This is a genomic window from Lysinibacillus sp. RU7 (assembly GCF_057837305.1).
In genome coordinates this window covers 116136-128674 of the sequence record NZ_JBYQFK010000004.1, presented here as the reverse complement: position 1 = coordinate 128674, position 12539 = coordinate 116136, and the positions used below count along the sequence as shown (strand labels likewise).

Annotated in this window: 10 protein-coding genes; 8 read left to right on the top strand and 2 right to left on the bottom strand. The window is 34.5% G+C overall.

All coding sequences use genetic code 11. The annotated features are described in order from the left end of the window. Window positions 1-108: 108 nt before the first annotated feature. Entirely contained in the window at window positions 109-1905 is a 1797-nt protein-coding gene (locus AC3II9_RS04605) for an AAA family ATPase (protein ID WP_489153624.1), read from the bottom strand. Between the two features lie 302 nt (window positions 1906-2207). Between AC3II9_RS04605 and AC3II9_RS04600 the strand changes: the two genes are divergently transcribed. The 7 genes from AC3II9_RS04600 (at window position 2208) to AC3II9_RS04570 (ending at window position 10952) form a co-directional block, all read left to right on the top strand. Next, the gene (locus tag AC3II9_RS04600; protein WP_489153523.1) at window positions 2208-2897 is read left to right on the top strand and encodes a response regulator transcription factor; all 690 of its coding nucleotides are present in this window, start codon (window positions 2208-2210) and stop codon (window positions 2895-2897) included. Further along, window positions 2894-4162, top strand: a complete 1269-nt coding sequence (locus AC3II9_RS04595) for a HAMP domain-containing sensor histidine kinase (RefSeq protein ID WP_489153522.1) — start codon at window positions 2894-2896, stop codon at window positions 4160-4162. The genes AC3II9_RS04600 and AC3II9_RS04595 overlap by 4 nt, the downstream gene beginning before the upstream one ends. A 127-nt stretch (window positions 4163-4289) precedes the next feature. Beyond that, complete coding sequence (locus tag AC3II9_RS04590; protein WP_489153520.1) at window positions 4290-5051, top strand: ABC transporter ATP-binding protein; 762 nt, start codon at window positions 4290-4292, stop codon at window positions 5049-5051. A gap of 10 nt (window positions 5052-5061) precedes the next feature. After that, on the top strand, window positions 5062-7398 hold the full coding sequence (locus AC3II9_RS04585) for an ABC transporter permease (RefSeq protein ID WP_489153622.1): 2337 nt from the start codon (window positions 5062-5064) through the stop codon (window positions 7396-7398). A 248-nt stretch (window positions 7399-7646) separates the two neighbouring features. Then, window positions 7647-8204, top strand: a complete 558-nt coding sequence (locus AC3II9_RS04580; protein ID WP_489153518.1) for a DUF4256 domain-containing protein — start codon at window positions 7647-7649, stop codon at window positions 8202-8204. 190 nt (window positions 8205-8394) lie between these two features. Beyond that, complete coding sequence (locus tag AC3II9_RS04575; RefSeq protein WP_489153517.1) at window positions 8395-9642, top strand: MFS transporter; 1248 nt, start codon at window positions 8395-8397, stop codon at window positions 9640-9642. Then, window positions 9639-10952 carry an alkaline phosphatase family protein gene (locus AC3II9_RS04570; protein WP_489153515.1) on the top strand — a complete coding sequence of 438 codons (1314 nt, stop codon included), beginning with the start codon at window positions 9639-9641 and terminating at the stop codon, window positions 10950-10952. The genes AC3II9_RS04575 and AC3II9_RS04570 overlap by 4 nt, the downstream gene beginning before the upstream one ends. A 127-nt stretch (window positions 10953-11079) precedes the next feature. Here the strand turns inward: AC3II9_RS04570 and AC3II9_RS04565 are convergent, their stop codons facing one another. Then, window positions 11080-11775, bottom strand: a complete 696-nt coding sequence (locus AC3II9_RS04565) for a YjjG family noncanonical pyrimidine nucleotidase (RefSeq protein ID WP_489153514.1) — start codon at window positions 11773-11775, stop codon at window positions 11080-11082. Window positions 11776-11852: 77 nt separating this feature from the next. On the opposite strand from AC3II9_RS04565, the gene yeiL reads away from it, so the two are divergent. Further along, window positions 11853-12533 carry a transcriptional regulator YeiL gene (gene yeiL / locus AC3II9_RS04560; protein WP_489153513.1) on the top strand — a complete coding sequence of 227 codons (681 nt, stop codon included), beginning with the start codon at window positions 11853-11855 and terminating at the stop codon, window positions 12531-12533. Window positions 12534-12539 lie beyond the last annotated feature (6 nt).

Sequence of the window (12539 nt, the reverse complement as noted above, 5' to 3'; positions counted from 1 at the left end):
TGAAATCGTTCCTATAAAGAGAAGTAATTTCCTTAATAATAAGAAAACACCATTTTCCTTAACGAGAAAAATAGTGTTTTTTGAAGTTGCCCCTAGCCTCTATTTTTATTACCAATTATAAACAAACTCAAATAATTCTTTAATTTTGGGATGTTGTTCTAACTGTTCAGGTTCTTCTAATAGAGTATGAACTCTTTTCCAGGTTTCAAAAGGTTTATTTTTTGAAGCTATAGTACTATCTGAGCTCCAAAGCAAATGCTCTAATGTATCTTCTACTAAAAAAATTGGTTGACCATTAGCTGCAGTTTTTATTTTTTCATTTGCATTATAAGGATCGATAGGTAATATGGTAGATAACTCCTCATTTGATCTATTTTTTCTATCTGTATCATGCACTATTCTAAAAGGAATACCAAAAGCGATTAATAATTTGGCGAAGGGGACAATTGTCCATTTTCCACCACATGATACTATAGTTGTATTATTATAAATGGTTTCTTGGATTCCAAAATAATTATGCAATTTACTTGAGTGATTAAATAAAGCTAATTCAGTATCACCTTCTACTAGGACAACTCTTTTAGCAAAAAAAGCTTGATTAACCGTTGGATTAAAATCCAAGGCGGCTCTTAAAGCATTCTTTTCATCTTCACGTGTTTGAAGATCGTTAAAAGGATCATGTGACAGTTGATTTTTTTCAGGTGAATCATTAGTTTGATTTTTACTTAAGATTACTAATGATAATGGATTATCTACAACATCAATTAAGAAAGGCGAATGTGTACTAATTAAAACTTGCCAGTTCTCTTTTTCAGAAATACTCTTTAGAGCAAATTTAAGTCTATTCATCAAATGAGGGTGAAGATACAATTCTGGTTCTTCGAATAATAGTATCATAGACTTATGTTGTCCCTGTTCTTCAATACTTGAATTTCTATTAGCAAGAACTTCAATTAGAGCGAAAATTAATGATCTTTGAGCACCGTGACCTTGTCTACCTATTACAGTTTCAGTACCATCGTCCATTAATAATGTAGTATTTGATCCAACAAATTTATTTGTATCAGGTGCAGACATTGTAATTTTCACACGTGATTCTATTATTGAAGAAAGTCTATTGGTTATATCTTCGGTTAATTCCTTTATAATTGGGACACTATCATCTGTATCAACTGATAATTTTCTTGAAATATTATTTACAACATTTATTAACTCATTATACTCATCCATTTGTTGGATAGCAGGTAGTATGATTTGGTTTAATAATGTTCCAAAAATTGTTGTGTTTGATGACTTGATTTCATCTTCTGCATTTTTTACAGCAGGTATTATAACAGCTGTGGGTAATGCTTGTTTTAATGCAGCAGAAATACTAATATTTTCAGAAGTCCAGTCTTCTCCAATCTCTGTAAATAGCTCAGGACATTCTTGAATTAACTTTTCTTTTACTCTTTCCTTATTAGCTTTAGTCCTCCATAATGTTCCACTTTCGATTTCTAAAGTTGCAGCTATTTCTTTAATTTCAGGAGCTAAGTCTACCCATTTTTCTGCCCAGCCTACTATCTCATATTGCTTAATAAAAGCTTCGTAAGTAGTTTCAACTTTACCTTCTCTTTCAATTCTTGCTACAACTCTGAGTTTGATACTACCATTATTTACTATTCCGGCTATTCCAGGAGTGTTCCTTTCCCACTCATCAAGATCTTCAAATAATCCTTCAATAATTATTTCTTTATCTTCAAACCCTTTTTTCCATTCATCAGCACTAGGTTTTACTTGATTAAGTAGAATTTCAATAGCACGAATAATTGTTGATTTCCCACAATTATTGGGACCGATAAGACTAGTGAAGTCAAATAAATTAAATTCCATTTCATCGATACTTCTAAAGTTTATTATGCGAATTTTGCTTAGTTTAATAGTAAAGCACCTCCAAAAATATATTATTTTACCAATTTATGATTTCGACATAAAATTACAAAACTCCTTCTTAAAAGATTTAAATTTAAATAGTCTTGCATAAATATGAAATTTTTTTATTTTTATAGTATTGATAAATTTAGAGGTAGAAAATATGTATAAAGAAGTTATTTTATTTTTTTAAAATATGTAATTATATCCATAAATTTTACGTACTTATTCAATTTAATGTATAATTTAAATATTCTATTAAACAAGTAAAAAAGTATTTTTCTAGGAGATTTACAATGAAATTAGATTGTTTAATTGTTGATGATGAGATTGCTTTAGCTGAAACAACTTGTGAATATTTTAATATGTTTGAAGTCAAAACAGCATTTGTACCAAGTGCTGAGGAGTGCGAGGTTTTTTTGGAGGAACATGAGCCATCACTGATTCTTCTAGACATTAACCTCGGACATGCATCAGGGTTTGATTTATGTAAAAAGTTGCGTAAAACGACGCAGATTCCAATTTTATTTATAAGTGCTCGTTCCAGCGATGACGACGTTCTCATTGCACTTAACATCGGAGGAGATGATTACATTCAAAAGCCATATACACTCAGTATTTTACTAGCAAAAGTAAAAGCAGTACTCAAAAGATATGGCAATAGTTCTAGCGACCAACAAGACATTTTAGAGGTTGGACAGATCCAAATTGATACGAAACTTCATCGTGTTCGAGTAAAGGGGATGGATATTCAACTAAAAACGATGGAATATAAACTGCTATATTATTTGGCGAATAATAAAAATCGTATCATCACTAAAAATGAATTGTTTCAAAATGTATGGGGAGATTCCTTTGTCGGGGATGGCACCCTAAATGTACATATTCGGCATTTACGCGAGAAAATCGAAGACAATCCAAAGAACCCGCAATTTATAAAAACGATATGGGGAACAGGATATGTTTTAGAGGATAACAAAAAATGAGAGTAAAACTCCTTATTAGCATGATTTTAGTTATTTTTTCTACGGGAATAGCTTTTCAAATCATGATGATGAACAATAAAAATATTTCAGAAGTGAATCTTGTAGCGATTAATGAAGTCGTTAAAATCGTCGAAAAAAATTGGGGGAACATTACTACACAAACAATGGATAGTAGTGGCTTTCAACAACCACTTACGATTATAGATAACTTAGAAAACGTAATGTATCAAACACCGAACAATCATTTTAACAATGTATACGATGCCATTAAAAATAGAGATACGATTATAGATGTAATGCAAAATGATAAAGTCGTAGGGAAAATAATTATCCGCAATAACGAACAAGAAATAGTGCAACAAATGAAAAAAGAACTACTAATAACCTTCAGCTTAATAGTAGGTTTATTAGCGATTGTTAGCATTATATATATTTTATATATTAATAGAACATTATTGAAACCTTTTCAGCAACTGCAACATTTCGCAGCCAATGTTGCTAGAGGTAATTTAGATATTCCTTTAAATATGGATAAGAACAATTACTTTGGGGCATTCACGGAAAGCTTTGATTTATTACGTGAAGAACTTTATGCTGCTCGTCAAAGAGAGTATGAATCCAACCGTAGTAAAAAAGAGCTTGTAGCCACAATAAGTCATGATATTAAGACACCTATTGCCTCGATAAAAGCGGTTAGTGAGTTAATGTTGATGCAAATAAAAGATGAAAAGATGATGAAACACGTCAACACAATCAATTCAAAAGCAGAGCAAATTAACTTACTCGTTACGGATATGTTTCACGCTACTTTAGAAGAACTACAACAGTTAAAATTAACCGTTACTGAGGAACCGAGTGAAATACTTGCTGAAATGTTTGAAAACGTCAATTACGATCATCAAATCGTCTATGAACCAATTCCACCTTGTATTATTTTAACCGATCCCGTACGAATGCAGCAGGTAATAGATAATATTATAAGCAATTCATATAAGTATGCAGGAACAGGAATTTCGATTAAGTCACAAATTATCCAGGATTATTTGGAGCTACATATTGAAGATTTTGGACCGGGAATTAACGAAGAAGAATTGCCTCTACTGTTCAACAAATATTATCGAGGTAAAAATGTTGAAGGGAAGAATGGGTCAGGACTAGGTCTCTATATATCGAAGTACTTCATGGAAAATATGTACGGCCAAATTTCTTGTTACAATCGAGCGGATGGCTTTACCGCAATCTTGAGAATAAAGCTCGCGAGTTAATTAAGGATTAATTAAGAATTACACAAAGACTTAATAAGAATTCATTTTGTATGCTAAGACTGTAATCTTCATTACGGTCTTTTTTCTTTGAGTTAAAAATCAATTAGGGGAGAGTGCAAATTTCATTATGACAGGGATTATTATTAAAACAGAGAAGCTATGTAAAACTTTTTCGAGTGGTGGGATTCAACAGCATGTTTTGAAAAACCTAGATATCAGTTTAGTGGAAGGGGACTTTACAATTATCATGGGGAGTTCAGGATCTGGGAAATCTACTTTACTTTACGCAATGAGTGGTATGGATAAACCAACGTTAGGAGAAATCAATTTTGCTGGAAAAGAGATATCTCGATTAAACAACGATCAACTAGCGATATTTAGAAGAAACCACTGTGGCTTTGTATTTCAACAAATCTATTTACTAGATAATATGAGCGTACTCGATAATGTACTTGCAAGTGGTCTTTTAGTAAATAAGAATAAGCGTGAACTCGCACAAAAAGCGAAAGAATTATTAATACAAGTAGGGATCGATGAAAACGCATGGTCTAAATTTCCGACACAACTTTCTGGTGGTGAGGCGCAACGAGTGGGGATTGTTCGGGCATTGATTAACAGTCCGAGAATCCTTTTTGCAGACGAACCAACTGGTGCATTAAATTCTGCTTCTAGTGAAAGTGTGTTAGATGTATTAACAAATGTCAATCAAAACGACCAAAGTATTGTCATGGTCACGCACGATATGAAAACAGCATTACGCGGAAATCGAATTTTATTTTTGCGAGATGGTGTCATTTGTGGTGATTTACAGTTAGGTACATACAGTGAACAAAATAATCTCGAACGGCAGGAAAAGCTTCAACATTTCCTAGAAGAAATGGGGTGGTAAGGTGAAAATCATGAACCTAGCCATGGCGAATATTAGAAAAAGTAAATCTGCTACCATGTCTTTATTTATATTCATTTTAGTTGCTGCACTACTTCTGAATATGGGGTTAATGGTCCATACACAGCTCAATGTATTTTTTGATCAAAAAAACGAACAATTAAACGATCCTCACGTAACATTTATAATGGACCAAGCAAGTTATCATGCGGCTCATAACGAATATTTAGCAAATTATGCTGGAATAAAAGAAACTGAAACAGAAGAAACTATCAACTTGCACACTGCTAAAGTTATTTTTGGTAATGGTGAATTAACGGATAGTTTTATTATTTTTAATGGGGATACCAAACGTGCTATTGGACCGTTGAATTTAATTGAAAAGTCGAATACAACGAGTATCAATGATATTTATGTGCCTTACATTTTTAAAACAAATGGGGGCTATAAATTAGGCGATGACTTTACCATCACCTATCAAGATAAGAACTATGACTACCGGATCGCTGGTTTTTTAGAAACAACGATGATGGGTACAAATAACAGCGGTGTAATGAAATTTATGTTAGCAGAGACCGCCTATGAATCACTAGCAGACGAACTAGCTAATCAATCAAAAGGTGTCATGATATCTGTAGTGATGGAAGACAAAAAACAATCTTCGAAATTAATCAATGATTTTTTTCAAAATGTAAAGAAACCTCAAACAGTGGAATCAACTTCTTATATCGGGAGTTTAGATATTGAAATGCTTAAAAATGTAGATTCATTAGTTATTAAAATTATCGCTACAATATTAATAGCTTTTTCGGCAATTATTGTGATTGTCTCATTAATTGTCATTAAGTTTCGTGTTTCGAATAATATTGAAGATGACATGGCAAACATCGGCGTGTTGAAATCCATTGGTTATACAAGTAAGCAAATTCTTTCATCAATTATGCTTCAATATTTCTTAATTACGCTTAGTGCTAGCGTAGTAGGAATTGCATTGTCATATGCTCTTATGCCGTTAATCGGAAGTATCATTTCAAAATTATCTGGATTAGTATGGATTAATAGCTTTGATGTGATGATTAATGTAATCAGTATTTTCTTTGTGACGGTTTGTGTTGTCATCGTAACATTACTATCAGCCTTTCGAGTACGAAAAGTTCTACCTGTTGCAGCACTGCGTGGGGGTATTCAGACACATAGTTTTAGAAAAAATTATCTTCCTTTGGAAAAAGTAAAAGGCGGGCTTCATTTTTCATTAGCTATTAAGTCAATGCTGGCAAATGTGAAACAAAATATCATGATCCTTTTAATTATTATGGCGTTAACTTTTGCTACAGTTTTTTCAATAGTACTGTATTACAATATTGCTTTTGACAAGACAGCATTTGTTAACTTATTTGGCGAAGAACCGGCGAATGTGATGATATATGTTGAGCCAGATACAAATACAAGTGAACTTTTAAGTGACATTAAACAGATGGACGAAGTAAGGAACGCAAATATAGTTGATCTTATTTCAATAAAAATTGATGATCAGTCTGTATATACGAATGTTACGGAAAATTTTAATCGGTTAGAAAATAATGTTGTCTATGAAGGTCGTCAGCCTAAATATGAAAATGAAATTTCTATATCTTGGGTTGTGTCTGATCGAATTAATAAAGGAATTGGTGATACGGTTAACGTAAAATATGGAGATGAAACAGACAATTATTTAATAACAGGTCTTAGTCAAACAGTTGGTAATGTAGGGCAGACAGCATCATTAACAATGGAAGGTATTCAGCGATTACAACCAAACTATAAAGGTACTACATTTTTTGTATATTTAGATGGCATATCCAACAAGGACTTTATCAATAATGTCCAAAAACAGTACGGAGATTATATAGTTGATACATTAGATCTCGATAAACAGGTAGAAAGCCAAACAAGTATGTATACAGATGCAGTATTTGCTATTATGGTAATCATTTTGACAATTACTGTGTTAGTTGTTGTATTGATTTTATATCTAGTCATTCAAACAATGATTATAAAGCGTAAGAAAGAGTTTGGTGTTATGAAAGCAATTGGTTATTCAACAATTCAACTGATGAATCAAATATCTATCAGTTTGCTACCAATAATCATCACAGGTGTTGGTATTGGTGGCTTGTTAGGGACATTCTTCACTAATCCTATACTTTCTGTATTACTTTCAAGTGCAGGTATTAAACGTTTGGAATTTACCATCCATTTACCGATTATTGCAGTGGTTTGTGTAGGACTCCTTATGTTAGCCTACATTGTCTCAATGCTCGTATCTTTAAAAATTAAGAAAATATCTGCTTACGGTTTAATTACAGAATAATGAGAATCAGGAAAATTATAAACAGGGTGTGTTCCATTTTAAGGGGGATGAATTTATTGTATTTGCTAATAAATACACCAGCGAAAATTATGTTGCCTCATTGTGAATTAGTATAGATTTTATAGGAATGCATTCTTTTAGGGTGCATTCTTTTTACATATTGCGGCCGTTTTGTTGACGAAATAATAGATACTCCGTTAATTTAAAGGGAAGAATACATTGTTATTACAATTATAAGGAGACTTAAAATGTCAAAGAGTTTAACAAAAGAGCAGCATACGGAGTTAGTACAGACCTTAAAGGATAGATTTGAGAAAAACATGAATCGTCATGAAGGGATTGAATGGGAACAGATACTAGCAAAGCTTGAAGAGAATCCAGACAAGCTATGGTCGCTTCATCAAATGGAAGCTACGGAAGGTGAGCCTGATGTAGTAGGTCTGGATGTGAATACAGGAGCGTATATTTTCATGGATTGTTCAGCAGAGAGTCCAAAGGGGCGCAGAAGTGTTTGCTACGACCACGAAGCACTAGAGTCAAGGAAACAAAATAAACCACAGAACAGCGCGATTGGTATGGCTGCTAATATGGGGATTACGATTTTAACGGAAGAACAATACCGTGAGCTACAGCAGTTAGGGAATTTCGATATGAAAACATCGAGCTGGGTAAAAACACCCGAAAATATTAGAAAGCTAGGTGGCGCAATCTTTTGTGATCGTCGCTACGATACGGTCTTTGTGTATCACAACGGAGCTGAATCCTACTATGCTGCTAGAGGCTTCCGTGGCTTGCTAAGGGTCTAATTTTTGCTGTGAGGAATCAGTGCAATATAATGAAGGAACGAATTTCTAAAGGTGAAATTCGTTCTTTTTTTATTAAGGACTAACCTCATCTTTTCCACTTAACTATAAATTAACAAAACCTTTAATCATTTGAATAAAAGGAGAATGATATAATAACAGGAACAGATTTAATCTAAAAAGGGGTGGGTGGATGAAGCTAAGTAGGGAAGAGAAATCGTGGATACTGTATGATTGTGGGAATTCTGCTTATTCTATGGCGATTATGACGGCTTTGTTTCCGATTGTATTCGGTATGTTTGAGGAAACAAATAGTATGGACCTTGGCTACTTTAATTCCTTAGCCAGTATTTTGGTTGCTATCCTTAGCCCGATATTAGGCACAATCGCTGATTATAAGGATAAGAAAAAACGCTTCTTTATGTTTTTTGCATTACTTGGCATCCTAGCAACATGCTCTTTTACATTTATCTCTCCTGAAAGTGGTCAGTGGCAGCTTTTAATCCTACTTTACGTATTATCAGCAATTGGCTTTGCTGGTGCGAATATTTTCTATGACTCTTTTTTAGTTGATGTAACGAGCGATGAAAGAATGGATAAAGTGTCCACTAGCGGCTTTGCTTACGGTTATATCAGCAGTGTCATTCCATTTGCGATTAGTCTTGCCGTCATTTTCTTTATGGGGATGGATCAGGCAATCGGGTATCAGATTGGTTTTATGATTACGGCACTTTGGTGGGGCTTATTGACGATACCGATGCTTAGAGATGTACGGCAGCGCTACTATATTGAGCCAGAACCTAAACCTATAGTGAATAGCTTTAAAAGGCTAGGTGCAACCCTATTACACATTAAAAACTATAAAGTTGTGTTTCTTTTTTTAATCGCCTACTTTTTCTATATTGATGGAGTGGATACGATTATTAAAATGGTCGTTCCATATGCCACAAGTGTGTTAGGGAATGACGCATTTAATACGTTCACATTACTTGGTATTTTACTAGTTATCCAAATCATTGCATTTCCTTGTGCACTTCTGTACGGAAATTTAGCGAAAAAGTATTCAGCACGAAAGATGATTATTGTTGGTATTTTTACGTATATCGTTTCCTGTATAGCTGCATTTTTCATTTCATCAGTATGGCATATTTTCATTCTTGGTGCACTGATTGGGTCCGCACAAGGTGGGATTCAAGCACTGAGTAGGTCCTATTACGGAAAAATTATACCAAAGGAAATGTCGAATGAATTTTTTGGCTTCTATAATATTTTCGGTAAGTTTGCCGCTATTCTAGGTCCATTTTTAATGGCATTAACTACGACTGTAACGGGTAACGCAAAATTAAGTATTTTATCGATTATTCCCTTATTTATCATTGGGCTAATTGTATTTTTAACATTACCAAAGGAAAAGAAAATCAGCGGAGAAGTGATCGGATGAGTTCGAAATCAAAGCATGAGAAATATGTAATCGTTATTTCTTACGATGCCTTTTCTCAGGACAACTGGGAGATGGCTAGTCAACAGCCTAATTTATCGAAGCTAATTGGAAATGGTGCATGGACGACAAAGCTAAAAAGTGTCTACCCAACCCTCACATATGTGATTCATACGTCTTATGTAACAGGAGTTTATCCGAATACGCATGGTATTTATCATAATAATCCGTTCCAACCATTCATTCCCGAACAGGACCAGAGCTGGCACTGGTTTAGACGCGATATAAAAGTACCGACTGTTTATGAGGAAGCAACAAAGCAGGGGATGAAGGTAGCCGGAATTTTATGGCCAGTTTCAGGAAAGGCATCGATCCAATATAATATGCCAGAAATAAAGGCCATTAAAAATGAAAATCAAGCATTAAAAATATTAAAAAATGGTAGCCCGTTTTACAGTATGAGGATGGAATACAAATACGGTCGATATCGGAAAGGGATTGAGCAGCCGTATCTAGATGACTTTTCAACCATGTGTGCAGTTGATACGATCAAGCGTAAAAAGCCAAATCTTCTGCTGCTCCATTTAATCGAACTAGATGATACGAAGCATGCGCTCGGCACAAAGGGAGAGCACATTGAGCAGGCGATTAGGCGTATGGATAAACGGCTAGGCGATTTAATGCATGCAGTAGAAGAAGCAGGCATCAAAGAGCATACTACTTTTATCGTAGTAGGTGACCACGGACAGCTAGATGTGCGATATAAGGTGTATTTAAATCGGTTGTTGAAAGATAACGGGCTCATTTATGAAGAAAACGGTGAAATGAGATGGCGAGCCTATGTACAAGGAGCAGGTGGAGCAGCTTACTTGCATGTTAGAGAAGGCGACCCTGAAGCACAAGTACGAGCACTCGAAGTACTCGAAAGAGCTCTTGCTGAAGATTGTTATGGAATTGAAAGCATCTATACAAGAAATGAGCTCGACGGCTTACATGTAGACACTGACAAGTTCCACTACATGCTAGAGGCGAAGGAGGGCTATGCCTTTGAAGATGCAGCCGACGAACCAATTATCGTTGATTTGCATCAGGGCGGTATCAAATATGCTACACATGGCTATTCCCCCAATAAACCTAACTATACAAGTGTACTTGTCATATCAGGCGAAGCGGTTAAAAATCAATTTGAACTAGGTGAAGTAGAAGTCATCGATATTGCACCAACTATCGCTACTATCCTAGGTATAAACTTTACTGATTGTGACGGAAGAGCTTTGACGGACATATTTAAAACAAATGGTGTAACCGTGTAGCTTCACGTAGACACAAAGAGGCAGACGAATGAGAAATTCAATAGTGAATTTCCCGTTCGTCTGCTTTTCGTTTTAACGTAAACATTGCTCTAGTAGCACTTCAGATGAACGGAACCCTTTTTCATGCCTATTCCTCTAATAAGTCTATAATTTGCATTAAATTTGATACGGTATAAGTACTCTTCGGGGAATGCAAAGGAGGTTCACTTTTTTTCGGGTTAAACCATATGCAATCAATTCCAACATTAATGGCGCCCTGAATATCCGATGTTAAACGATCACCAATCATTAAAAATTCTTCCTTATGATCGGTATGAAGAGCATCAAAAATATGATAAAAGAAATTTGGATTTGGTTTTTCATAACCGATTTCTTCAGAGATAAAAAGTTGCTCAAAATAGTCTTGCAGCTGGGCATCTGTTAATCTTTTTCTTTGTGTTTTTCCGACACCATTTGTGCCGACATAGAGTTGATACCCTTTCATCCGTAAAGCATTTAATAACTCCTGTGCAAAAGGTATTGTTTCATGCCCTTCATTTAAATGCTCACGATATATCTCTTCCACTTTTGCTCCGTTTTCCTCAATATTAAATTCCTTTAGGAAAAGGGAAAACCGTGTATTTAGTACATCTTCTCGAGAAATTGAGCCTTTTTCTAAGGCGCTCCATAATTTTTCGTTAATCTGTTTATAAACGGCAATTGTTTCTTGCGTATAAGGTAACTTGTATCCCAGTATAATGTGCTTTAAAGCTTTTTGCTCCGAATCTTGAAAATCAAGTATCGTGTCATCTAAATCGAAAATAATATGTTTGTATTTGCTCATGATGATCCACCTCTTAATAGTAATATACCGAAGGCCGGAATATAATAATAGGAGATATCTCACATTGAGGTGATGAAATGAAGAAAATACTATTGAAGGATTATGCCGAACATTTTGTGGATATATATCATGATCTTCAGAAAAAATTTCCGAAGTCTGTATTAGACCAAGCCTTTGTTTATAAGTTTGTTGCTAATGAATACATAGTACGTTTTGATGAAAACATGCCGTACTTATTTTTCGTCATAGATGGACGAGCAAAAATATATAGAGTCCATGAAAATGGAAAGCGGACGTTAATTCAATTTCTAAAGAAAGATGATTTGATTGGGGAATTATCTTTAATTGGCGTAGAGGAGAATTTAAAAGATGTGGTGGCGATCAATGACTGCACGTGCTTAGCGATGTCGTTGTCTTCATCGAAGGACCTTTTGTTAAATAATAATCTGTTCCTTTATGATTTATCGAAATATTTAGGGGATAAATTACTAAAACGGACGAATCATTATACAGTGATGCAAGACTATGAATTCAAAAATCGATTGGCAGAATATATTCTGCAACTAGAAAATGACGGCTATTTCAGGGAAAAACATACCGAAACAGCAGAGTACCTAGGTGTAAGCTATCGACATCTCATGCATACATTAAATCAATTTCAACAAGATGGCTTATTAACGAAAGACGGAAGGCAGTATTTTATCCTGAATAAAGAGGAATTAGAAAAAATAAGTTCAAATCAGATGAATGAAATGTAATATAGG

Bases quoted from the DNA above. Each gene is read 5' to 3' on its own strand.
- AC3II9_RS04600 (WP_489153523.1), top strand. From the start codon at position 2,208: ATGAAATTAGATTGTTTAATTGTTGATGATGAGATTGCTTTAGCTGAA.
- AC3II9_RS04595 (WP_489153522.1), top strand. From the start codon at position 2,894: ATGAGAGTAAAACTCCTTATTAGCATGATTTTAGTTATTTTTTCTACG.
- AC3II9_RS04590 (WP_489153520.1), top strand. From the start codon at position 4,290: ATGACAGGGATTATTATTAAAACAGAGAAGCTATGTAAAACTTTTTCG.
- AC3II9_RS04585 (WP_489153622.1), top strand. From the start codon at position 5,062: ATGAACCTAGCCATGGCGAATATTAGAAAAAGTAAATCTGCTACCATG.
- AC3II9_RS04580 (WP_489153518.1), top strand. From the start codon at position 7,647: ATGTCAAAGAGTTTAACAAAAGAGCAGCATACGGAGTTAGTACAGACC.
- AC3II9_RS04575 (WP_489153517.1), top strand. From the start codon at position 8,395: ATGAAGCTAAGTAGGGAAGAGAAATCGTGGATACTGTATGATTGTGGG.
- AC3II9_RS04570 (WP_489153515.1), top strand. From the start codon at position 9,639: ATGAGTTCGAAATCAAAGCATGAGAAATATGTAATCGTTATTTCTTAC.
- AC3II9_RS04565 (WP_489153514.1), bottom strand. From the start codon at position 11,775: ATGAGCAAATACAAACATATTATTTTCGATTTAGATGACACGATACTT.
- yeiL (WP_489153513.1), top strand. From the start codon at position 11,853: ATGAAGAAAATACTATTGAAGGATTATGCCGAACATTTTGTGGATATA.